We start from the raw sequence: 22,971 nt of genomic DNA, 5'->3' as shown, positions 1-22,971 counted from the left end.
CCCCCGTCCCCCGCACAGCGCGCAGCGATCCCGTACCCGGCCTGCACCAGCGAGTCGAACCCCCGCCGCGCGGCCCACGGCCCGCGCCACCCCCACGCGCACAGCTCGGCCACGACCAGCCCCGGCCGCCGCTCCAGCAGATCCGCCGGGTCGAGCCCGAAGCGCCGCAGAGCCCCGGGCCGGTACCCCGTCACCACCACGTCGGCCTCGGCCAGCAGTCCCTCGAAGACCGCCCGGTCCCCCGGCGCCGCCAGGTCCAGCCGCGCCGACCGCTTGCCGAAGCCGGTGTCGGCGTACGCGTCGTCCGACTCCGGCAGTCCCGGTGGGTCGATCCGCAGTACGTCCGCCCCGAGCAGCCCGAGCGTCCGCGTCGCGACGGGCCCGGCGATGACCCGGGTCAGGTCCAGCACCCGCACCCCCGTGGCGGGTCGACCTGCCGGGGCCGGGCCGAGCTTCCGTCCCCGCGCGCCAGTTCGGCGTACGCACTCCACCAGCGGCTGCCGCTCCCCGTACTCCCGCGCGACGGCGACGGCGAGTCCGCCCTCCCCGTAAGCGAGTTCCTGCACTTCCACGGCCGTCCGCCCCGCCACCGCGGCGCGCAGCGCCTCCGGTGTCGCGGTCGGCAGGCCCAGCGCCCGTACCAACGCGGCTTCGTGGTGCGGGTAGTTGGCGTGTGTACGGACCCATCCGTCGACTGTCGGCCAGAAGCCCGACAGCGGTGCGAAGACCACCGGCGCGCGGCCTTCCACGCGCAGGTGCCGTTCGCTGACGAAGGCCGTCGCCACCGCACCCTCGTCCACCACGAGGGGAGACGCGTCCCCCGTCGCGCCTCCGCCCCGTACCGCGGCGAGCTCTCCCGCCGCCAGTCCGCAGACGCTTACAGTGGCTCGCGCCAACTCCCGCACCGGCAGCGGGCCTTCTTCGAGGTCCCCGGCTCCGGCGAAGCGGACTCGGCGGACGAGTTCCGGTGCTCCTCCGAGCGCCGCCCAGGCTTGCGCCGTCCCACTGTCCCGTTCGTCACCGATCCCCATGAACCCATCATTTCCCACCTTCCCGACCTATGGTCCCGATGTGGTTCACCCGCGGAATTCATGCTCGCGCCAGGCGTTCCCGTAGTCAGCGGGGAGCAGCCAGGATGATCGCGCATTGCGCAAACCAGCAGGGTGGACATATGTGCAGGGACACGGACACGAGGGACACGGACGCCCCCAGCGGGGCCGGCGGAGCGGGTGGGGCCGGCGAGGTCGGTGGTGGCGAGATCTGCCCGGACGGTCTCCGGTACTACGCGGACCTCCTGCGCGAGCGGGACCCCTCCGGTGACTGCCCTCCGTGCCTGCTCGACCTGGGGCTCGTCCGGCGGCTGCCCGACGGCTCCCTCGCCCCCGTCCCGCCCCGGCTCGCCGCCGGCGCCCGCGTGGACCGCCTGGAACGGGCCATCGAGGAGAAGAGGAACGCCCTCGAGGCCGTCCGCACCTCGATCTCCCGGGCGCAGGAGGTCTATCTGGACAGCTACGACCGCACGGACGCCCATCCGGTCCGCACGGTGCGGGGTCCGGGCACCATCACCGCCACCCTCGCCGCGGCCGTCCGGTCCTGCCAGGACGAACTGCTGACCGCCCAACCGGGCGGCGGACGCCCGGAGGAGACGCTCCGCGAGGCGCTCCCCAGCGACCTCGCCGCGCTCGGCCGCGGGGTCCGCCAGCGCACCGTCTACGAGCACACCGTCCGCTCCCACCAGCCGACCCTGGCCTACGTGGAGCAGATCTCGCTGGCGGGCGGCGAGGTCCGCACCCTGGACGAGGTGTTCGACCGGCTGATCATCTGCGACCGCAGGATCGCCTTCGTCCCCGACCCGGGCGCGGAGCGCAGCCAGGTCGCCCTGGCCATCGAGCATCCCGGAGTCGTCCGCTACCTCGCCGGCATCTTCGACCACACCTGGCAGCGCGCCGCGCCGCTGCGGGACGCCCCCGGCGGCAGGCTGCCGGCGGAGCTCACCGACGACGTCCGCCGCACGATCCTGCGCCACATGGTCAACGGCCACACCGACGAGGCGATCGCCGCGCGGCTCGGCATGAGCCCGCGCAGCGTCTCCAACCACATGCGCTGGGCGGCCGAACTGTTCGGCAGCCGCAGCCGCGCGCAGCTCGCGTACCTGATCGCCCGGAGCGGCTTCCTCGACGAGCGGCCGTCAACGGGCCCGTGAGGAGGGGCGCTTCGTTGTCCGCGGACCGTCATGTACGTTGTGCGGGCAACGCCCTCCGTGCCCGGCCTCCCCCGCCGTGGCACCGCGCAGACCGGCTGGTTCCCCGTCACGCGCCACGACGGGCCGCACTCCGGTCCCCGTCATCACGTTGTCCTCGCACGCGCCCCTCCTTCGCGCCGCCGCGGCTTGTCCCGGCGGCCCCGGGCCGTGCACACACGGGGTCGTTCAGCGCCCTGATCCGAAAGGCATCACCGTGAAATACCGTGTCATCGGCACCGCTGCCGGGACCCGCCGCGAAGTGAGCGTGCTGAGCCTCGGCACGATGACCTTCGGCACCACCGTCGAAGAGGCCACCGCGTACGCGATCCTCGACCGTTTCGTCGAAGCGGGCGGCACCTTCATCGACACCTCCAACAACTACGCGTTCTGGGTCAACGGCACCCGGGGCGGCGAGAGCGAGGAGCTGATCGGCCGCTGGCTGCGCAGCCGCGGCATCGGTGACGAAATCACCGTCGCCACCAAGCTCGGCGCCCGCCCCAACCGGCCCACCAGCGGCTTCAGCCTCGACGTGGAGGGCCTGTCCGCCAAGGTCATCCGGGAGTCGGCGGAGCGCAGCCGGGAGCGGCTCGGCATCGAGCGGATCCACCTGCTGTACGCGCACATCATGGACGAGAACACCCCGCTGGAGGAGACCGTCCGGGGCTTCGCCGAGGTCGTCGCGGACGGCACGGCGGGTCTGCTGGGGGCCAGCAACCACTGGGCCTGGCGCGTGGAACGCGCCCGTACGCTGGCCGCGGCGGCCGGCGTACCGGGCTACGAGGTGCTCCAGCACCACCACAGCTACCTGCGCCAGCGCACCGACGTCCCAAGCCTGCGCTCCCCCGACGGCAACCAGGGTCTGGTCAGCGGCGACCTGCTCAGCTACCTGCGGGACAACCCGTCCCTCACCCAGGTCTCGTACTCCCCGCTGATCGCCGGCGCCTACGTCCGCACCGACAAGCCGCTGGGCCCGGGCTTCGACCACGCCGGCACCGGCCCCCGCCTCCGCGCGGTCCGCGAGGTGGCCGCCGAGACGGGCGCCACCGTCAACCAGGTCGTGCTGTCCTGGCTGATGGGCGGCGACATCCCGGTCCTCCCCCTGATCGGCGCCTCCACGGTGGCCCAACTGGAGGAGAACCTGGGCGCGGTGGACCTCGACCTCACCCCGGAACAGCGCGCCCGGCTCGACTCGGTGAACTGATCCGGACGCGCAGAGGGGCCCGCCCGATCGTGGGATCGGACGGGCCCCTCGTCGCTGCGCGGGTCCGTCAGGAGGTGAAGTAGCCGTTCAGGTCGGCGATCACATCGGCGGAACCGGTGTTGTTGTAGAAGGTCACCCGGCCGTCCACGACCGGGACCACCACCAGGTTGGAGACCGTCTGTCCGGCCGTGAAGTTGAGGTTCGACACGTTGGGACGCGGCACCCCGTGCGGCTGGACGATCAGGTGGCCGTCCTGCGACGGGCCGGTGACGGTGACGTTGAGGACCACCGCGGTGACCCCGGTCAGCGGCACGCCCTCGACGCCGGCGACCTGCAGGCTGACGATGCCGCCCTGGCCGACGGACCCGGCGCGGGCGCCGAGACCGTAGCGGGTGTCCAGCAGCCGCACCGGCGAACCGGCCGAGAACGTCGACCCGGTGGCCGAGTAGTACCCGGTGACGTCCGCGATCAGGTCGACGGAGCCCGAGTTGTTGCGCAGGTCCACCTTCCCGTTCACGACCGGCACCGTCACCAGGTTCGGGACGACCTGCCCGGCGGTGAAGTTGAGGTTCGACACCCCCGGAGCCGCCTGCCCGTTCGGGTAGACGGTGACGTGGCCGGCCTCGGTCGGACTGACGGCGGTCACGTTCATGACGACCGCGGTCACCCCGCTCGCGGGGACCCCCTTCACGCCGGCCACCTGGAGCGTGGCCACGCCGCCCGGGCCGACCCGTGCCTTGTGGGCCCCCGTACCGTCACGGGTGTCCAGGAACCGCGTCGGATTGATCGGGGTGAACGCCGAGCCGGTCGCGGCCTTGTCGGTGTAGTAGCCGGTGACGTCCGCGATCAGGTCCACCGACCCGGCGTTGTTGCGCAGGTCCACCTTCCCGTTGACGACGGGAACGGTCACCAGGTTGGGCACGATCTGCCCGGCCGAGAAGTTGAGGTTCGACACCGCGGGCCTGGGCTGCCCGTTCGGGTAGACCATCACGTGCCCGGCCTCGGTCGGGTGGACGGCGGTCACGTTCATGACGACCGCGGTCACCCCGGTCGCCGGGACGCCCTTCACGCCGGCCACCTGAAGGGTGACCACACCGCCGGGACCGACCCGCGCCTTGCCGGCACCGGTGCCGTCCCGCGTGTCCAGGAACCGTGAGGGCGTGATCGGCACGAACCGGCTCTTCGCCGCGGTCGCCGCAGCCGTCACGGTGTAGGCCTTGGGGAGGTACCCCGGGGAGGGCACGCCGCTGGTGTACCCGGTGCCGTCGAGGACCACGTCGTACTTGCCCGGCGCCAGCCCGTTGGTGTCGACCAGGACGGTCAGCTCGGTTCCGGCGGCGTTCACGGAGACGGGCTTCATGAACGTCGCGTTCGTGGTGTCGGACTTCAGCGTCACCTTGGTGCCCAGGGTGAGCCCGGTACCACGCACGACGGCCTGGATCTGCGTCCCGGCCGCACCGGTGGCGGGGCTGACCGAAGTCGGCGACTGGTTCGGCGGGCGGGTGCACCCGCGGTCGCAGATTCCCTGGATGCTGTACTCGGCCGGGGTCTCGCTCCTGGCCGCACTCATCAGCAGCAGGGCTTCACCCGCCTCGGAGTGGCTGTCGGTCGAGCAGCCGCCGCCGAACCTTCCCCACTCGCCGCCGCACTGGTACCCGAGGTACGAGCTGTCCCAATGGGTGCGGCTCAACAGGTGCAGGCCGGGCTTGAAGAAGCTCGTGGCGCTGGTGGTTCCGACGACCTTGAAGGCCTGCTCGGGCTTCACGTCGATCACGGCGCAGTAGGCGGTGGAGGACTCGGTGAGCACCCCGCTCCGTACCGGAAAGCCGTCGACCGAGACCCGGTTGGCGGTGCACTCCGGCGCCCACCCGGTCGCCGTGGCGACCTTCCAGGTGTCCACATCGGTGTGGATGGGCTTGTCCTTGTACCCGGACGCGAGCACGATCGCGACGTACGAGGTCGAGCCGGTGACCTGGCAGGAGATGCCCCACTGCCTGCAGACGTACTTGCCGTTGGCGTCGACCGCCATCAGCAGCGTCGACGGTCCGTACCGCGGGTCCTCGAGGGTCCGCGAACTCAGCCAGACCTTGTCGGTCGCCGCTGCGCTGACCCGGATGCAGCGGGCGTCCAGGGCGGAGGTCAGGTCGAAGGGGGTGGACCGGCCACCGACGGTCGTCGAGGCCGGAGCAGCACACTTCGCGGTCGGCGAGATGTCACGCCGGACCACCTTGTAGGTGTCCGTTCCCCAGCCGGTGAAGACGACCATCGCGGTGTAGGGCACACCGGCGCTGAGAGCGCAGGTGCTGGTCGAGCCGCCGTCGGTCGAGCAGACCGTGGTGCCCGTGGGGTCGACCACCTGGATCGAGCCGTTCACCTTGTTCTGCTCGTTGGTGTAGTCGAGCATCTCGGCCGTGGAGTGCTTGTCGGCCGGCAGGCTCAGGCAGCGCTGCCGTGCCTCCGCACCGAGCGGGACTTCGGCACCCCAGGAGCCGTCGAAGCCGGTCTGCGGCCAGGCGGCGCAGCCCGAGGCATCGCCGGTCCGGTGGATCACCAGCCCGAAGGCCTGGGACTCCGTGCCGCTCAGCACCGCGCGGAACGGGGCGGCGCCGGTCAGCTTGCAGACGTAGTACGAGTAGCCGTCCTCCTCGCACTGCTTGGCACCGGCGGCGTCGTAGACGGTGACGGCAGCGCTGGTGCCCTCGGCGGGCGGCCGGTTGAGCAGGTAGACGCCCTGGCCGCCGGCGGTCGGCAGGGTCAGGCAGAGCTGCTGCCCGGGCCCGCCGAAGGTGCCGGTGGCCGGACCGGCCACCAGGCCGTTGTCGTGCGTCGCGGTGCAGCCGCGGGTCTCCTTGGCGGAGTGGAACGCCATGCCGAACGCGCCGGCGTCGGTGCTCCGCGGGTCGACGGCCCAGGTGTGGTCACCCGGGGTCAGGTCGCAGGCACCCTGCCCGCAAGCGGTGATCGCGGTCCCCTGGGCGTCGAACAGCGCGCCGTACGGAACGCTTCCGGAGGCAACCGGAGCGAACGTGTGGTGCGCGGCCTGCGACACCCGCAGGGTGCGGCAACGGGCCGTGGAGCTCAGGTCCGGGGCGGCCCCGAACGCCTGCGGTTCCACGACCGCGCAGCCCTCGGGCTTGGAGAGCCGGGCCACGGTGAGGTCGTAGGTCTCGGCGGTACCCGAGCCCTGGAGCACCGACATCCGGAACGGCGCGGTACCGGTGAGCTTGCAGTCGAGGGTCTCGCCGCGGTGGCTCTCCGTGCTGCAGACCAGCTTGCCGGTGGCGTCATAGACGTCCTGACCCACCCGGTACGTGGACGTGTAGCTGCGCAGCACGTCGTTCGCGGCCAGGTCCAGCGTGTAGCAGTCGCCCGCCGAACCGGCGGCCGGCGAGCCGTGGAACACCGTCGGGGCGCCGAGCTTGCGGTCGGCCGCGCCGACCGCCGTGCAGGCGGTGGAGGAGAGCAGCGGGACGTACGACACGGAGATGGCGTTCTCCGCGCCGTAGGAGTCCGTGACCTCCAGTTTGTACGTTCCGGCCGTGCCCGTGGGGCAGCGCTGCGCCCCACCGGCACTGCCGGAACCGAGGACGTTCTCACAGGTGACCGTGGAGCCGTCCGGGGCCACCAGCTTGTAGTTGGCCCAACGCTGGGTGACGACCTGGTACAGGACCACGTCCTTCTGCTGCGGCAGTGCGAGCGTGAAGGAGGCGGTCTTGTACGGGTCGACCGTGCAGGTGACGGTCGTGTGCGGCGCGAGGGCCGCCGGGCAGGCCTCGGCGGCGTCGCTCTTCCCGAGCGCACGCACGGCGGCCTCGTGGTCGGCCTTCGGGTCCGCCTTCGGCGGGGCCTTGGGCCCGGCCGGCGCGGCGGGCCCCGCCTGCGGCGAGGCGCTGGCCTCGGGCGGCACCGCCGCCGCGAAGGCGGATCCGGTCTGGCCGGTGAAGGCGGTCAGGACGGCGAGCAGCAACGCCCCCGGGACGACGCCCGCGCGGGCGCCTCTCCCCCGTCTGTCCCGCGGTCTTCTGCCGATCGGCAGCAATCTCATGAACCCCCCAGTTACAGCAGCCCCACCCGGTGACCATCACGGGCGTTACGGGCAGGCGGAGTTTATCCGCCGGTGTCCGCCGGAACGCAGGGGGTTTACCCGCCGGTACGGTCACACCGGAAAGCGGAAGGACGGGCTGTCAGCAGCTACGCCCACGGCTCTGCCGTGCCGAACTGTCGCCGGTCACGCGGTCGCTCCGACCGGGCTCCCGAGCGGGACGGATCGGCCCCACCAGAAGTCCGGTGGTGGGCACGGGTGATGCGGGCCCCGCCGCGAACACCTCCGGAAACGCCGAGATCCCGCCCGGTCTTTCGACCGGGCGGGATCTCGTGACGTTCACGAGAGCTACTCGCGAACTGTCGTCTGTGGACCTGTGGGGATTTGAACCCCAGACCCCCTCGATGCGAACGAGGTGCGCTACCAGACTGCGCCACAGGCCCTTGCGACGTGTGAAACATTAGCATCCCCGCGCGGCTGCTCCAAAACGCGTATTCCGGAGCGTCCGCGCAGGTCACCGATCACTCGTTGGCGGCGCGCGGGCGGTCGTCGCTCTCGTACTGGTCGAACAGCGGGGTGCGGCCGCCGGCCTGGCCGCGGGGGCGCGGGGTGGTCTGCGGCTTCGCGTCCGGCTTGGGGGCCGCGGGCTGTGCGCGCAGGCGGGGCTCCGTCGGCTCGGCCGTGCTGGAGCGGGTCGCGCTCCAGGCGTCCGGGGACACCGGGCCGGTGGCGCGGGGGGCGACCGGGGCCGTCACGTAGGTCGGCAGCGGGACCGGGACCGGCTCCCAGCTGTCACCGCGGGCGGGGCCGCGTTCGCGCTCGCGCTGCTGGTCCACCCACTCGGCGTGGTCGGTCTGCTCGACGAGCGCCCGGCGCCCGGCCTCCTGCGGGGAAACCGGTGGCGCAGGGTCCGGTTCGGTGCTCGCGGGGGGCGCCTCCCCGGGGTCGCGGCGGTGCGGGCGGTTCTCCCGCAGCTGCCGCGCGGCCGCCTCGGCGCGCCGCCGGTCCATCGTGAACTCGTAGCGCCGTCGCTCCTGGACCCGCAGGTGCACGATGTACGTGCTCAGCAGCAGGGCGGGGACCGCGGGGGCCCACAGGAAGCGCAGTCCGCCCACCGCCGCGACGACCGCGCCGAGCGTGAAGACCAGGAAGAGGAGCGCGGTGGTGCGCCGGCGGCGTGCGAGGACCTGGAGGCGCTGTTCGCGCCGGGCCCGCTCCGCGCGCTGCTCCCGCTCGGCGGCGGCCGGCCTCGGCTCCGACCTGGTCGGGGGCACGACGACGGCCCGGGCGTCGACGTCGACGGAATTCACCTTTTCCGTCGCGGCGTCCGGGTCCGCGTGGGGCTGGGGCCCCGCCTCCTCGTCACCGCGCTCACGCAGCCCCTTGGCGTAACGGCGCTCCATTCCCGCCCGGCCGGAAAGCAGCCGAATGGCAGTGGAGAAGCGTTCCGTCGGACGGGCCTCGTTCAGCTCGTCCTGCCTCCGGAGCCACATGGGCACCAAGTAGGCGGCCCAGGCCCCGACAATGACTGCGTAGATGAGGCCGCTGCTGCTCACACCTCACACCGTAGAGGGGCGCGGGCGGCGGGATCGGCCAATTGGGCCGGTGTGTCGCGCGATCTCGCTGATATCACGGACTTTTTTTGTGATTCTTCGGATCAGGTTATGGGCGAATCGGCCTCCGACCCCTTGCTGCCCCGATTAATTCGAACGGATATTCGGTTATCTATTTCGGCGGCGCCTGCGTGTGCCGTGACCGGTGCCAGCGGCGCAGCAGCCCCTCCGGCACTTCCTCCACGGTGACCGCGTAGACGAGGTGGTCGCGCCAGGCGCCGTCGATGTGCAGATAGCGCGGCCGCAGCCCCTCCTCGCGCAGGCCCAGCTTCTCCACGACCCGCCGGCTCGGCCCGTTCTCGGGGCGGATGCACACCTCGATCCGGTGCAGGCCGACCTTGCCGAAGCAGTGGTCCACGGCCAGCGCGACCGCCGTCGGCATCACGCCGCGGCCCGCCACCTCGCGGTCCACCCAGTAGCCGACGTGCGCCGCGCACATCGAGCCCCAGGTGATCCCGGCGACCGTCAGCTGGCCCACCAGGCGGCCCTGGTACTCGACGACGAAGGGCAGCATCCGGCCCGCGTTCGCCTCCGCCCGCAGGTGGCGGACCATCTGGCGGTACGTGGGCCGCTGGATCACCGGCCCCCACGGCGCGGGCGGCGGAATCGTCGCCTCCCACGGCCGGAGCCAGTCCCGGTTGCGCCGGTTGACCTCGCGCCAGGCCTTCTGGTCCCGCAGTCTTATCGGCCGGAGGGTCACGTCCCCGTCCGTCAGGACGACCGGCCAGGAGGGGCCGTTCAGCTCTCGCTCCCGGAGGGTCCCGCCGGTCTGGGGTGGTCGCCGCCCCGGATCTGGTCCACGGCGTGCGGAAGGATGCGGGAGAGGACGGCGAGGCCGTCGCGTACCCCGCCCGTCGAGCCCGGGAGGTTGACGATGAGGGTGTGCCCGGCGACCCCCGCCAGGCCCCGGGACAGGGCCGCGGTCGGCACCTTGGCCAGTCCTTCGGCACGGATGGCCTGCGGGATCCCCGGAATCTCGTAGTCCAGCACCCGCGCGGTGGCGTCAGGGGTGCGGTCCGTCGGCGAGATGCCGGTCCCGCCGGTGGTCAGGATGACGTCGTAGCCGCCGGCCACGCCCTCGCGCAGCGCCTGCTCGACGGGATCGCCGTCCGGGACGACCCGCGGGCCGTCCACCGCGAAGCCGAGCTTCTCCAGCGCCTCCGCCAGCAGCGGGCCGCCCTTGTCGGCGTACACGCCCTGCGAAGCCCGGTTCGAGGCCGTGACGACGAGCGCCCGGCCCGTGGCGGCAGGTGCCGGCGCGGGGGCGGACACGGCTTCCGGGGTCTGCGGGACGTGGCCCACGTGGCTGTGCACCTCACCGCCGCGCGGGGCGTTCACGAGCGCGCCCAGTCGCCGGACTTGCCGCCGGTCTTCTCCTCCACCCGGACGTCCGTGATGACCGCGCCCTTGTCGACCGCCTTCACCATGTCGATCACGGTGAGGCCGGCGACCGCGACGGCGGTCAGCGCCTCCATCTCGACGCCCGTACGGTCGGTCGTCTTCACGGTGGCGAGGATCTCGACGGCGTCGTCGGCGACCGACAGGTCGACCTTCACCCCCGAGACCGCCAGCGGGTGGCAGAGGGGGATCAGGTCGGGGGTCTTCTTCGCTCCCATGATCCCGGCGATCCGCGCGGTGGCGAGGGCATCGCCCTTGGGGACGCCCTCGCCGCGCAGCAGTTCGATCACCCGGGGGGAGACGAGCACACGTCCACTGGCCCGGGCCGTCCGGGTGGTGACGTCCTTCTCCGAAACGTCGACCATCCGGGCCGCGCCGGCCTCGTCGATGTGGGTCAGCCTGCTCTGCGTACTCATACTCTGCGCGTCGCTTCCGTCCGGGCCCCCGAGGGGCCTGTGTGGTGCAACACGCTACCCGCACCGGCCCCACTTCAGCCGAGCAGGACCACTTCCAGCTCGGTCCCGGGCTCCACCGAGGTGACGTCCTCCGGTACGACCATCAGCGAGTCGGCGTGCGCCAGCGCGGCGATCAGGTGGGAGCCCGATCCGCCGACCGGACTGACCGTGCCGCTCTCGGCGTCGTACTTGCCGCGCAGGAACTGGCGGCGGCCGGCCGGGGAGCCGAGCGCCTTGTCGGCCGTCAGCACCGCCCGAACGCTCGGCCGCCGGACCTCGGTCTCCGGCAGGCCCATCAGGGTGCGGATCGCGGGGCGCACGAACAGCTCGAAAGAGACGTACGAGGACACCGGGTTGCCGGGCAGCGCCAGCAGCGGCGTGTGGTCCGGGCCGATCGTGCCGAAGCCCTGCGGCTTGCCGGGCTGCATGGCGAGCTTGCGGAAGTCGATCCCGCCGCCCTCCACGTCCTCGGAGCCGGGCTCCCCCGAGCCGACGGAGGAGAGCGCCTCCTTGACCACGTCGTACGCGCCGACGCTGACCCCGCCCGTGGTGACGAGCAGGTCGGCGCGGATCAGCTGGTCCTCGATGGTGGCGCGCAGGGTGTCGGCGTCGTCGGCGACGGCGCCGACCCGGTAGGCGATGGCGCCGGCGTCGCGGGCGGCCGCGGCGAGCGCGAAGCTGTTGGAGTCGTAGATCGCGCCCGAGGTGAGCGCCTCGCCGGGCTGGACCAGCTCGCTGCCGGTGGACAGGACCACCACGCGCGGCCGCGGCCGTACGCGGACGGTGCCGCGCCCGATGGCGGCCAGCAGGGCGATCTGCGGCGGCCCGAGGACCGTGCCGGCGGCCAGCGCCAGGTCGCCGGCCTGTACGTCGCTGCCGCGCGCGCGGACGTGCGCCCGCGCCTCGGCGGAGCGGTGCACCCGTACCTCGCCGCCCGCCTGCTCGGGGGCGGCGCTGGCCGGGGTCATCCCGGCGGCCGCGCCCCCGCCCGTGCCGCCGTCGGTCCACTCGACCGGTACGACGGCTTCCGCGCCGGGCGGCAGCGGGGCGCCGGTCATGATGCGGGCGGCCTCGCCGGGGCCCACGGTGGGCAGCTCACCGCTGCCCGCCGCGACGTCCCCGATGACCGTCAGCACCGCGGGGAACTCCTCGCTCGCACCCTGGACGTCGGCCGTGCGGACGGCGTAACCGTCCATGGAGCTGTTGTCGAAGGGCGGGAGGGCGACGGGCACGGTGACGTCCTCGACCAGGACACAGCCCTGGGCGTCCAGCAGCTGGAGCTCGATGGGCTCCAGCGGCCGGACGGCCGCGAGGACGTCCGCGAGGTGCTCGTCCACGGACCACAGACGGTGGCCGGTGTCCTGCGGTGCGGAACTGCTCAAGGTGCTACATCTCCTCCGTGACGTAACGGTGAAGCCAGGTGCGGAACTCGGGGCCGAGGTCCTCGCGCTCGCACGCGAGGCGGACGATGGCCCGCAGGTAGTCGCCGCGGTCCCCGGTGTCGTAGCGACGGCCCCGGAAGACCACGCCGTGCACCGGACCGCCGACGCTCTCGTCGGCGGCAAGCTTCTGCAGGGCGTCGGTGAGCTGGATCTCCCCGCCGCGGCCCGGCTCGGTCTCCCGCAGTATGTCGAAGATCGCGGGGTTGAGGACGTAGCGTCCGATGACCGCGAAATTGCTGGGCGCGTCCTCGGGCTCCGGCTTCTCGACGAGGCCGGTGATGCGGACCACGTCCGGCTCGTCCGTGGCCTCGACGGCGGCGCAGCCGTAGAGGTGGACGCTGGCCGGGTCGACCTCCATGAGCGCGATGACGGTGCCGCCGGTGCGGGCGTAGATGTCGGCCATCTGACGCAGCAGCGGGTCGCGCGGGTCGATGAGGTCGTCACCGAGCAGGACGGCGAAGGGCTCGCGGCCGACGTGCGGCTCGGCGCAGAGCACGGCGTGGCCGAGGCCCCGCGGGTCGCCCTGGCGGACGTAGTGCATCGTCGCGAGGTCGCTGGATTCCTGGACCTTCTTCAGCCGGTCGTCGTCGCCCTTGGCGATGAGGGCCGACTCCAGCTCGTAGTTCCGGTCGAAGTGGTCTTCCAGGGCACGCTTGTTACGCCCAGTGATCATGAGTACGTCGTCGAGCCCGGCCGCGACGGCCTCCTCCACCACGTACTGGATGGCCGGCTTGTCCACAACCGGGAGCATTTCCTTCGGGGTCGCCTTGGTCGCCGGAAGGAAGCGAGTGCCGAGGCCAGCGGCCGGAATCACGGCCTTCTTGATCACGGGGTGCAACATAGTCATGCCCCGAACGATAGTGGGTCCTGCCGAAGGCCAGACGAGATCCCAGCAGGTAGATCCACCTATGACCCGATTCGCAAGGATATTTGACTTCCTCGTGACCGAGAACCCGCCCACCGCGTCCGCCAAGGCCGGCCTGCGCCGAGAACTCCTCACCGCGCGCCGCGCCTTGTCCCCCGAAGCCTGCCGCGCCTCGGCCGCCGCCCTCGCCGTCAGGGCCCTCGAACTGCCCGAACTGGCCGACGCCCGCACGGTGGCGGCGTACGTCTCCGTCGGCACCGAACCCGGCACCCGCGCACTCCTCGACGCCCTGCGCGCGGCCGGCAAGCGCGTGCTGCTGCCCCTGCTGCTGCCCGACAACGACCTCGACTGGGCGGCGTACGAAGGCCCGCAGAGCCTCGCCGAGGCCGCCCACCCCGGAAAGATGCGGCTGCTGGAGCCCACCGGGCCGGCGCTCGGGCCGGAGGCGGTGACCGGGGCCGACGCCGTACTGCTGCCCGGCCTCGCGGTCGACGGGCGCGGCATGCGGCTCGGCCGGGGCGGAGGTTCGTACGACCGCGTGCTGGAGCGCCTGGAGCGCGCCGGGGCCCATCCCGCGCTGGTGGTGCTCCTCTACGACGACGAGGTGGTCGCGCGGGTCCCGGAGGAACCGCACGACCACCCCGTGCAAGCGGTGGCGACCCCGTCGGGGGTGCGCCGCTTCAGCTCATGAGCCCTCCGGCTTGAGGGTCAGGGTGTCGACCGTGGCCTTCTCGACGGCCTCCTTGCCGAAGGGCCACTCCAGCAGCTCGCCCTTGGCCCACATCGTCGTCTGGTCCGTGTAGTGGGAGTTGTACGCGTGCCCCGAGGCGCCCGTGAGGTTGATCCAGCGGGACTTGTCGAGGTCGTTGAGGTTGACCACCATGCGCATCGACGGCACCCAGGTCACCCCGTAGCCGCTGGAGGCGTTCCAGCCGGTCGCGTTGACGGTGGCCTCGCCACCGCCCAGGTTCCACGGGCCGCGGTTGAGGAGCCACTGCATGAAGCCGGGGCCCTCGGTGCCGATCGTCTGGTTCTTCAGGTTCAGCTGGTGCAGCCGGCCCCAGCTCCAGGTGGACTGGTCCTTGCCGAGCTTGGCGGTGAGCTCCCAGCGGGCGTCCTTCATGGCCCGGGCGAACAGCTCGTCGCGGGTGGTGGTCTCCGGCTGGGTCAGGGTCCTGGGCGAGCTCCACCACTGCGACTTCTCGTCCTTGACCAAGCGGCGGACCACCTCGAACCAGCGGTCGCCGCCGTCCGGCTGCGCCGAGTCGGAGCCGCGGGTGCCGCATTCGCGGACGGTCTTGGCGAGGTCGTCGGCGGGGCCGGTGCCGTTGCCGAGGACGTTCATGCAGCTGCCCTCGATCCGCAGCTCCTTGGGCATCTTGTCGCCGAAGGACAGCTTGAGGATGTTGCGCCAGACCGCGTTGAAGTAGGCGGCGGCCGCCGAGTCGGGCTCCTGGGTGTAGTTCCAGCCGTCCAGCAGCTTCTGCGCGGCGCGCACGCCCGGGTCGGAGACCTCGATCTTCGCCAGCATCGGGGTCAGCAGCGCGGCGATCTCGCTGCTGTTGTCCATCTGCATGGTGCGCATGTCATCGGTCGAGATCTTGCCGCCGTCCTTGATCTTCGCCTCGATGAGGTCGTTGATCCGCTGGCTGCGGGCGCCGTAGCCCCAGTCGGTGGTCAGCAGGTACGGGTACTTGCCCGCGCCGGTCCCGCTCTCCACGACGGCCTGGTTGGCGGTGACGATGTAGCCGCGCGACGGGTTGGAGTCCCAGGGCATCTCGCTCTGCGGGATGTAGCCGGCGTTGCCGTCCTTGCCGCCCTTCCAGGCGTACTTGGAGTCCCAGCCGGGGGCGGGCATCCGGCCGTCGCCCTGGCCGCGCATCGGGATGCGGCCCGGGGCCTGGTAGCCGATGTTGCCGGTGAGGCCCTTGTTGTCGGCGTAGATCAGGTTCTGCGAGGGCACGTCGAAGTCGGCCGCGGCCTTGCGGAAGTCGTCGAAGGTCTTGGCCCGGTTGAGCTTGAAGACCGAGTCCATGGTCTTGCCCGGGTCCAGCGCGGTCCAGCGCAAGGCGACGGCGTAACCGTCGCCGCGGTCGGGGGCGGAGCTGGCGACGGGGGCGCGGGTGCCGACCGTGGCGAGCTCCTCGCTGCGGTCGGAGACGAGCGGACCGTTGTTGGTGGTGCGGACGGTGATCTTCTTGCTGTCGCCGCCCGCGACCTTGATGACCTCTTCACGGGTGGTGAAGGGGAGCACCTTGCCGTCGTAGACGTAGCCCTCGGGCTTGACCTGCTCCAGGAAGAGGTCGGTGACGTCGGCGCCGAGGTTGGTCATGCCCCAGGCGATCTCGGCGTTGTGGCCTATGACCACGCCCGGCATGCCGGAGAAGGTGTAGCCGGCCACGTCGTACTGGCACTGGGCCGAGACGGTGCGGCAGTGCAGGCCCATCTGGTACCAGACCGAGGGCAGCTGCGGGGACAGGTGCGGGTCGTTCGCCAGCAGCGGCTTGCCGGTGGTCGTGTACTTGCCCGAGACGACCCAGGAGTTCGAGCCGATGCCGCTGCCGTTGGGGCCGAGGATGGCGGGAACCTTGTCCAGGGTGGCGGCGAGGGCGGTCAGCTGGTTGCGCAGGCCCACGGTCGCGCCCTGGGCGGTGGCGTTGTCGGCGAGGCCGGTTCCCGTGGCGGCCGGGCCCGTGGAGGCCGGGGAGCCGAGGGCGGTGCCGTTGCCCGAGCCGGTGCCGTTGGAGCCGGACCCGGAGCCCGTGGCGCCGGAGGTCTGGGGTGCGTACTTGCCGCCCTCGACCTTGCCGCCCTCGACGATCGGCTTGTTCCGGTCGAAGGGGTACGGCGGGTAGAGCTCGTCGATCTGCGCCGTCGAGAGCTTGCTCGACATCAGCGCGCGGTCGATCTCGTCCTGCATGTTGCCGCGCAGGTCCCACGCCATCGCCTTGAGCCAGGCCACCGAGTCCACCGGCGACCACTGCTCGGGCTGGTAGCCGTCGCTCAGCTTGAGCGCCGCGTGCTCGACGGAGAGGTCCTTGCCGGACTTCCCCTTCAGGTACGCGTTGACCCCGTCGGCGTAGGCCTGCAGATACTTCTTCGTCTCGGGCGACAGCTTGGTGTCGTACTCGGCCTGCGCGACCTGGCGCCAGCCGAGCGTGCGCAGGAAGGCGTCGGTCTCGACCTGGCCGGAACCGAACATCTCCGAGAGCCGCCCGGAGGTCATGTGGCGGCGTACGTCCATCTCCCAGAACCGGTCCTGCGCGTGCACGAAGCCCTGTGCGCGGAAGAGGTCGTCGTCGTTGTCCGCGTAGAGCTGGGGAATGCCGTGGTCATCGCGTTTGACCTCGACGGTCCCGGTCAGGCCCGGCACCTTGAGGGAGCCGGTCGTCTGGGGGAACGAGGCGCGCACGCTGTCCACGCCCCAGTACGCCCCGTAGCCGAGGCCCGCGAAGAGCGCCAGGACCAGTACGAGCACGATCAGACGGGCGCGTCGTCCCTTCTTCTTGGCGGGAGGAGCGGTTTCGTTGGCGGGCATCGCTGTCCTTAGAGGGGCAGGGTGGTCCTGGGAGTGCTGGGAGCAACCATAGGCGCAGGACCGGCTTCGTTGATCCTCCAGGGGTAGAGGTCCGAACGACAGGGGGGAACAGGCGTTTCACAATGTGGGTATCGCGTAAAGGGCGCGTCAAAGATTAGGTAAGGTAACGAACTACTTGCCGAACTTGTCGCCGGGAGGATCGATCCGCCGGGCGCATTGAGGAGGGCCGCCCGCTGACTGTCCACACGCTCAATGAGCTTCTGCTGGTCTGCTCGCTCGTACTGCTCGTCGCCGTCGCGGCGGTGCGCGTCTCGTCACGCAGCGGCCTGCCCAGCCTGCTCATCTACCTCGGCATAGGCGTCGCGATAGGCCAGGACGGCATAGGCAACGTCGTATTCGACAATGCCGAGCTGACCCAGGTCATCGGTTATGCCGCGCTCGTGGTGATCCTCGCCGAGGGCGGTCTGGGCACGAAGTGGAAAGAGATCAAGCCGGCCCTGCCGGCGGCGATCATGCTTTCACTGGTGGGCGTCGCGATCAGCGTGGGCGTGACGGCGGCAGGAGCGCATTACCTGGTCGGACTGGAATGGCGGCAGGCCCTCCTGATCGGCGCGGTCGTCTCCTCGACCGACGCGGCGGCCGTCTTCTCGGTGCTGCGGAAGGTCCCGCTGCCCTCCCGGATCACGGGCGTCCTGGAGGCCGAGTCCGGTTTCAACGACGCACCCGTCGTCATCCTGGTGGTGGCCTTCGCCACCGTCGGCCCGGTGGACGACTGGTACGTCCTGCTCGGCAAGATCGCGCTGGAGCTGGCGATCGGCGTCGCGATCGGCCTGACGGTCGGCTTCCTGGGCGCGTACGGCCTGCGGCACGTGGCCCTGCCCGCCTCCGGCCTCTACCCGATCGCCGTCATGGCCATCGCCATCACGGCGTACGCGGCCGGCGCGATGGCGCACGGCTCCGGCTTCCTCGCCGTGTACCTCGCCGCGATGGTGCTCGGGAACGCGAAGCTCCCGCACTGGCCGGCCACCCGGGGATTCGCGGACGGGCTCGGCTGGATCGCCCAGATCGGCATGTTCGTGCTGCTCGGCCTGCTGGTCACCCCGCACGAGCTGGTCCACGACTTCTGGCCCGCCGTGGTCATCGGGCTGGTGCTCACGATGGTGGCGCGGCCCCTGGAGGTCTTCATCAGCCTGCTGCCCTTCCGGATCCCGTGGCAGGAGCAGGCCCTCATGTCGTGGGCGGGCCTGCGCGGCGCCGTGCCCATCATCCTGGCGACCATCCCGATGGTGTCCGGGATCGAGGGCAGCGACCGCGTCTTCAACATCGTCTTCGTGCTGGTCGTCGTCTACACCCTGGTGCAGGGGCCGACCCTGCCCTGGCTGGCGCGCAAGCTGAACCTCGGCAAGGGCGAGGAGACCGCGGCCGACCTCGGCATCGAGTCGGCGCCGCTGGAGAAGCTGCGCGGACACCTGCTCTCCTTCGAGATCCCGCCGGCCTCGCGGATGCACGGCGTCGAGGTGAGCGAGCTGCGGCTGCCGCCGGGAGCCTCGGTCACGCTGGTGGTCCGGGAGGCGAAGAGCTTCGTACCGCTGCCCTCGACCGTGCTGCGGCGCGGGGACGAGCTGCTGGTGGTGGCCACGGACCCGGTACGGGACGCGGCGGAGGCGCGGCTGCGGGCGGTAGCGCGGGGCGGCAAGCTGGCGGGGTGGCTGGGCACGGGGAACGGGACCGGATCGCATTAGAGCGACGTTCCGATTCGGCATTTTCACTGTAATCTGCCCGATTTCAGCCCTATTACCAATCCTCTCATGGGCGAAGCTTCCGTTAATCACAGGTGAAGACACAGCTTGTCACCGTAATCACAGGGCGTGGTAGAGGCTTCCCCTGTACGATGAAGGCACAACAGATCGAACCAACTCTGCCTGACGCAGAGCTGGCGCGACCGCAAAGCGGCCGTGGCACCCTCCCGCAGTGGGCGCCCAGGTATCACTCGGTTCTGCGCAAGAGGACAGCTCTCGGGGCTCCCACATGTACGGGTGCGGCCGCTCACAAGGCGAAGCACCGTCCGCAGACGGGGAAGCTCTACCAGGCAGCGGAAAGGCAAGGCCGTGACATCCGCGGTCACGACCGACAAGTCCGCCCGCCCCGGCTACGGGCAGCTCATGCGCACGCCCGGCGCCCTCGGCTTCGTACTCCCCGGCTTCGCAGCTCGACTCCCCTTCGGCATGCTGACCATCAGCATCCTGCTGCTGGTCCAGTACACGACCGGTTCCTACGGCAGCGCCGGCATCGTCGCCGCCGTCACCGGCGTCTCGATGGCGCTCTCCGCCCCCGTGATGGGCATCTTCACCGACCGTTTCGGCCAGAGCGCCGTCCTGCTCCCCGTGGTCCTCACGCACGCCGCCGCCGTCAGCGGCCTGGCCGCGCTCGCCCTCGCGGGCGCTCCGGTCTGGGCCCTGGCGCTGGCCGCCGTACCCGCCGGCGCCTCGGTGCCGCAGGTGGGCCCGATGGTCCGGGCCCGCTGGGCCGCCAAGCTGGAGGGCTCGCCGCTGCTGCCGACGGCCGCCGCGTTCGAGTCCGTCACCGACGAGTTCACCTTCGTCGTCGGCCCGGTCCTGGCGACCGCCCTGTGCACCGGCGTCCACCCGGCGGCCGGCCTGGTCACCGAGGCCACGCTGACGCTGCTCGGCGGCCTGCTCTTCGCGGCCCGTCGCGCCACCCAGCCCAAGCCGCACGCCCCGACGGCCGCCGGTGAGAAGCGGGCCTTCGCCCTGTCCTTCCCGGGCCTGCGCGTCCTGATCTTCGCCTTCCTCGGGATCGGCGCCGTCTTCGGCGGCATGCAGGTGTCGCTCGCCGCCTTCTCCGACGAGATCGGCAACCCCGGTGCCAACGGCCTGCTCTACGGCGTCTTCGCCGCGGGCAACATGATCGCCGGCATCGCGATGGGCGCCATCGCCTGGAAGATCGGCCCGCGTCGCCGGCTGATCCTGGGCTACATCGGCCTCACCGCCGCCGCGTCCGTCCTGTGGGCCGCCCACTCGATGATCCTGCTGGGCGCGCTCGGCCTGGTCGTCGGCCTGTGCATCGCCCCGGCGCTCATCACCGGCTACACGATGGTCGAGCAGTTGGTCCCCGCGAACGCCCGGACCGAGGCCTTCACCTGGCTGACCGGTTCGATCGCCTTCGGCCAGGCCATCGCCGTCATCCTGGCCGGCCGCCTGACGGACGCGCACGGATCCTCGTACGGCTTCCTGGTGCCCATGGGCGCCACCGTGCTCGCGCTGGCCACCCTGCTGGCGCTGCGTGCGCAGCTGGCCCCGAAGGCCCCGAGCCGGATCGTGAACTCGTCCGGGCCGGCGGACGGGACCCCCGCTCCGGCCGTCCCGGCGGCGGTGACCGCCTCGGCGCCGGCCGCCCGTAACCGGGTGAACGAGCGTGGGATGGGTCACCGCGTACCGGTGACGGTGGACTGATCCGCCGGAATACGTCACCATGGAGCGTCGTTAGCACTCATTGAGTCAGAGTGCCAGGAGGAAATGCGTGCCGACCTACCAGTACCAGTGCACCGAATGCGGTGAGGGCCTTGAGGCCGTGCAGAAGTTCACCGATGACGCACTGACCGTGTGCCCGAGCTGCGACGGACGCCTGAAGAAGGTGTTCTCCGCGGTCGGCATCGTCTTCAAGGGCTCCGGTTTCTACCGGAACGACAGCCGTGGCGCCTCGTCGAGCAGCACCCCTGCCTCGAAGCCGGCCTCGAGCTCGTCCTCGTCCACGACGTCGACCGCCGCCGCACCTGCCGCTTCGTCCTCCTCGACGTCGTCGAGCAGCAGCAGCTCCACGTCGGCCGCCTGATCGCTTTCGCCGTAGGCCCCGCCCGCCCCTGACCGGGCAGCGGGGCCTTCGGCATGCCCGGTTAGGGTGGGCCGCATGGTGAACGCAGAGATCGGTGTCATCGGCGGCTCGGGCTTCTACTCCTTCCTGGAGGACGTCTCCGAGATCCAGGTGGAGACCCCGTACGGGCCTCCCAGCGACTCCCTGTACATGGGTGAGCTGGCCGGCCGCCAGGTGGCCTTCCTCCCCCGGCACGGGCGCAGCCACACCGTCCCGCCGCACAAGATCAATTACCGGGCCAACCTGTGGGCCCTGCGCTCGGTCGGCGTCCGCCAGGTGCTGGGCCCGTGCGCGGTCGGCGGCCTGCGGGCCGAGTACGGGCCGGGCACGCTGCTCGTTCCCGACCAGCTGGTCGACCGTACGAAGTCGCGCGTGCAGACCTTCTTCGACGGGGAGCCGCTTCCCGACGGGTCCGTCCCCAACGTCGTGCACACCACCTTCGCCGACCCGTACTGCCCGGTGGGCCGGTCGGTGGCGATCGCGGCGGCCCGGGGCCGGGACTGGGAGCCGGTGGACGGCGGAACCATGGTCGTCATAGAGGGGCCCCGCTTCTCGACGCGCGCGGAGTCGCAGTGGCACGCCGCGGCGGGCTGGTCGGTCGTCGGCATGACCGGTCACCCCGAGGCGGTCCTCGCGCGCGAGCTGGGGCTGTGCTACACCTCGATGGCCCTGGTCACGGACCTGGACGCGGGCGCCGAGACGGGCGAGGGCGTCTCCCACACCGAGGTCCTGAAGGTGTTCGGCGAGAACGTCGGCCGACTGCGCGAGGTCCTCTTCGACGCGGTGGCGGCCCTGCCGCCGACGGAGTCCCGCGCCTGCCTGTGCACGCACGCGCACGACGGCTGGGACCTGGGCATCGAGCTGCCGTAGTCCACCCTGCCGCAGGCTTCGCGGCAGCGTTGTCGGTGGCGCCGCCTGCGGCGGGCCGGGCGCCGGTGCTCACGGTGGCCCGCCTCGACGGCGACGCCGGCTCGCGCTCGGCGAGGAGGGGCGCGCAGCGGCTGTCACATGCGGCGCGGCTGTCCGGTCCTCCTTGGTGAAGGCGGAAACAAGACCGCCCCTGCCCGGGAGATGACTGTCATGCCGCGTATCTCGCTCACCCCGCCCCGCACCCTCCTCATGCGCATCGGCTCCTGGTACTCGCGCCGTACGTACGGCAAGGTGCTCGACCCCGGCCAGGCCTACGGGCACAATTCGCGCGTGCTGTTCTCGTACGTCCGCCTGGAACAGCAGGCGGCGAAGTGGAACGCGCTCGACGCCGGTCTCAAGCACCTCGCCGTGATGGCGGCGGCGGCCCGCATCAACTGCTCGTGGTGCATGGACTTCGGTTACTGGGAGGGCCACGAGCTGGGCGTGCCGGCCGAGAAGATCGAGCGGGTGCCGCGGTGGCGGGAGGCCCGCGAGGTGTTCACCGACCTGGAACTGCTGGTCATGGAGTACGCCGAGGCGATGACCGAGACCGAGCCGGCGGTCACGGACGAGCTGGCCGAGGAACTGATCGCCCGGCTCGGCGAGGCGGCGTTCGTCGAGCTCACCGCGATGGTCGCCCTGGAGAACTGGCGCTCGCGCGTCAACAGCGCCTTCGGCCTGACCAGCCAGGGCTTCGCGGAGGCCTGCCGGATCACGGCCGGGCCGTGACCCCGACAATGACGGCGTGAACACGGACTCCCCCTTCGCCGGCCGCGAGGTCATCGTCGCCCTCGACTTCGACGGCCGCCGGGCCGCCGAGGAGCTCGTCGACCGCCTCGGCGACGCCTGCGGCTCCTACAAGATCGGCCTGGAGCTGCTGACCGCCGCGGGCCCCGGGCTCGCACGGGACCTGGCCGAGCGCGGCCACGAGGTCTTCCTCGACCTGAAGCTCTTCGAGATCCCGAAATCCGTCGCCGGCGCCGTCCGGGCCGCGGGCGCGCTGGGCGCGTCCATGGTGACGGTGCACGGCATGGGCGGTACGGGGATCATGGCCGCGGCGGTCGAGGCGGCGCGGGAGTTCCCGCGGCTGAGGGTGCTCGCGCTGACCGTGGTCACCAGCATGACCGCCGGCGACCTCGCCGACATCGGCATCGAGGCGGACGTCGAGGAGCAGGTGCTGCGGCTGGCCCGGCTGGCGGTGGGCGCGGGCTGCGACGGGGTCATCGCCTCGCCGCGGGAGGCCGGGCCGCTGCGCCGGCTGCTGGGACCGGACCGGCTGATCGTGACGCCGGGGGTGACCCTGGGGCCGGAGGTGCCGGCGGACGGTTCGGTGGGCGGGCCGGTGCGCGGCTCGGTGGGCGGGCCGGTGGACGGC

At 71.7% G+C, this 22,971-nt stretch carries 18 protein-coding genes and 1 tRNA gene; 9 read left to right on the top strand and 10 right to left on the bottom strand.

Annotated elements, in window-relative coordinates; all coding sequences use genetic code 11:
• A partial coding sequence (locus tag PV721_RS25170) for a CoA transferase (protein ID WP_319727970.1) occupies positions 1-1,031 on the bottom strand: 1,031 nt, incomplete at its 3' end.
• Between the two features lie 140 nt (positions 1,032-1,171).
• On the opposite strand from PV721_RS25170, the gene PV721_RS25165 reads away from it, so the two are divergent.
• Positions 1,172-2,203, top strand: a complete 1,032-nt coding sequence (locus PV721_RS25165; RefSeq protein ID WP_319727969.1) for a helix-turn-helix transcriptional regulator — start codon at positions 1,172-1,174, stop codon at positions 2,201-2,203.
• A 253-nt stretch (positions 2,204-2,456) separates the two neighbouring features.
• Positions 2,457-3,443 carry an aldo/keto reductase gene (locus tag PV721_RS25160; RefSeq protein WP_319727967.1) on the top strand — a complete coding sequence of 329 codons (987 nt, stop codon included), beginning with the start codon at positions 2,457-2,459 and terminating at the stop codon, positions 3,441-3,443.
• A gap of 67 nt (positions 3,444-3,510) precedes the next feature.
• Here PV721_RS25160 and PV721_RS25155 read toward each other — a convergent pair whose 3' ends face one another.
• The 8 genes from PV721_RS25155 to galU all read right to left on the bottom strand — a co-directional run bounded on the left by PV721_RS25155 (position 3,511) and on the right by galU (position 13,240).
• Entirely contained in the window at positions 3,511-7,410 is a 3,900-nt protein-coding gene (locus PV721_RS25155) for a hypothetical protein (protein WP_319727965.1), read from the bottom strand.
• Between the two features lie 444 nt (positions 7,411-7,854).
• Positions 7,855-7,928, bottom strand: a tRNA-Ala gene (locus PV721_RS25150).
• A gap of 78 nt (positions 7,929-8,006) precedes the next feature.
• On the bottom strand, positions 8,007-9,041 hold the full coding sequence (locus PV721_RS25145) for a hypothetical protein (protein WP_319727963.1): 1,035 nt from the start codon (positions 9,039-9,041) through the stop codon (positions 8,007-8,009).
• A 169-nt stretch (positions 9,042-9,210) separates the two neighbouring features.
• Positions 9,211-9,840, bottom strand: a complete 630-nt coding sequence (locus PV721_RS25140; protein WP_319727973.1) for a GNAT family protein — start codon at positions 9,838-9,840, stop codon at positions 9,211-9,213.
• Complete coding sequence (locus PV721_RS25135; protein WP_319727972.1) at positions 9,837-10,370, bottom strand: MogA/MoaB family molybdenum cofactor biosynthesis protein; 534 nt, start codon at positions 10,368-10,370, stop codon at positions 9,837-9,839. Before PV721_RS25135 ends, PV721_RS25140 begins: the two co-directional genes overlap by 4 nt.
• Positions 10,371-10,432: 62 nt before the next feature.
• Positions 10,433-10,912 carry a cyclic pyranopterin monophosphate synthase MoaC gene (gene moaC / locus PV721_RS25130; protein ID WP_215015680.1) on the bottom strand — a complete coding sequence of 160 codons (480 nt, stop codon included), beginning with the start codon at positions 10,910-10,912 and terminating at the stop codon, positions 10,433-10,435.
• 74 nt (positions 10,913-10,986) lie between these two features.
• Positions 10,987-12,333 (bottom strand): gephyrin-like molybdotransferase Glp, encoded by a 1,347-nt coding sequence (glp, locus tag PV721_RS25125; RefSeq protein WP_319727962.1) that lies wholly within the window; start codon positions 12,331-12,333, stop codon positions 10,987-10,989.
• A 4-nt stretch (positions 12,334-12,337) separates the two neighbouring features.
• On the bottom strand, positions 12,338-13,240 hold the full coding sequence (gene galU, locus PV721_RS25120; protein ID WP_319727959.1) for a UTP--glucose-1-phosphate uridylyltransferase GalU: 903 nt from the start codon (positions 13,238-13,240) through the stop codon (positions 12,338-12,340).
• Between the two features lie 94 nt (positions 13,241-13,334).
• Between galU and PV721_RS25115 the strand changes: the two genes are divergently transcribed.
• Positions 13,335-13,949, top strand: coding sequence for a 5-formyltetrahydrofolate cyclo-ligase (locus PV721_RS25115; RefSeq protein WP_319727957.1), 615 nt, complete (start codon positions 13,335-13,337; stop codon positions 13,947-13,949).
• Here PV721_RS25115 and PV721_RS25110 read toward each other — a convergent pair.
• Positions 13,944-16,796, bottom strand: a complete 2,853-nt coding sequence (locus PV721_RS25110; protein WP_319727955.1) for a penicillin acylase family protein — start codon at positions 16,794-16,796, stop codon at positions 13,944-13,946. The genes PV721_RS25115 and PV721_RS25110 overlap by 6 nt on opposite strands.
• A gap of 215 nt (positions 16,797-17,011) precedes the next feature.
• Between PV721_RS25110 and PV721_RS25105 the strand changes: the two genes are divergently transcribed.
• The 6 genes from PV721_RS25105 to pyrF form a co-directional block, all read left to right on the top strand.
• Positions 17,012-18,538 (top strand): potassium/proton antiporter, encoded by a 1,527-nt coding sequence (locus PV721_RS25105; RefSeq protein ID WP_319727971.1) that lies wholly within the window; start codon positions 17,012-17,014, stop codon positions 18,536-18,538.
• A 366-nt stretch (positions 18,539-18,904) separates the two neighbouring features.
• The gene (locus PV721_RS25100) at positions 18,905-20,269 is read left to right on the top strand and encodes an MFS transporter (RefSeq protein WP_319727954.1); all 1,365 of its coding nucleotides are present in this window, start codon (positions 18,905-18,907) and stop codon (positions 20,267-20,269) included.
• A 67-nt stretch (positions 20,270-20,336) separates the two neighbouring features.
• Positions 20,337-20,648, top strand: coding sequence for an FmdB family zinc ribbon protein (locus tag PV721_RS25095; RefSeq protein WP_319727952.1), 312 nt, complete (start codon positions 20,337-20,339; stop codon positions 20,646-20,648).
• A gap of 75 nt (positions 20,649-20,723) precedes the next feature.
• The gene (locus tag PV721_RS25090) at positions 20,724-21,557 is read left to right on the top strand and encodes an S-methyl-5'-thioadenosine phosphorylase (protein ID WP_319727951.1); all 834 of its coding nucleotides are present in this window, start codon (positions 20,724-20,726) and stop codon (positions 21,555-21,557) included.
• A gap of 210 nt (positions 21,558-21,767) precedes the next feature.
• Positions 21,768-22,325: a carboxymuconolactone decarboxylase family protein gene (locus PV721_RS25085; RefSeq protein WP_319727950.1), complete on the top strand. Its 558-nt coding sequence runs from the start codon at positions 21,768-21,770 to the stop codon at positions 22,323-22,325.
• A gap of 16 nt (positions 22,326-22,341) precedes the next feature.
• A partial coding sequence (gene pyrF / locus PV721_RS25080; RefSeq protein WP_319727948.1) for an orotidine-5'-phosphate decarboxylase occupies positions 22,342-22,971 on the top strand: 630 nt, incomplete at its 3' end.

Source organism: Streptomyces sp. MB09-01 (assembly GCF_033794505.1).
In the GTDB taxonomy this organism is placed as follows: domain Bacteria; phylum Actinomycetota; class Actinomycetes; order Streptomycetales; family Streptomycetaceae; genus Streptomyces.
Note: the sequence above shows the minus strand (reverse complement) of the source record. Positions and strands in the feature narration are given on the sequence as shown.

Coding starts and splice junctions, on each gene's coding strand:
- PV721_RS25090 (WP_319727951.1), top strand. CDS start 20,724: ATGGTGAACGCAGAGATCGGTGTCATCGGCGGCTCGGGCTTCTACTCC.
- PV721_RS25110 (WP_319727955.1), bottom strand. CDS start 16,796: ATGCCCGCCAACGAAACCGCTCCTCCCGCCAAGAAGAAGGGACGACGC.
- PV721_RS25085 (WP_319727950.1), top strand. CDS start 21,768: ATGCCGCGTATCTCGCTCACCCCGCCCCGCACCCTCCTCATGCGCATC.
- moaC (WP_215015680.1), bottom strand. CDS start 10,912: ATGAGTACGCAGAGCAGGCTGACCCACATCGACGAGGCCGGCGCGGCC.
- galU (WP_319727959.1), bottom strand. CDS start 13,240: ATGACTATGTTGCACCCCGTGATCAAGAAGGCCGTGATTCCGGCCGCT.
- PV721_RS25165 (WP_319727969.1), top strand. CDS start 1,172: ATGTGCAGGGACACGGACACGAGGGACACGGACGCCCCCAGCGGGGCC.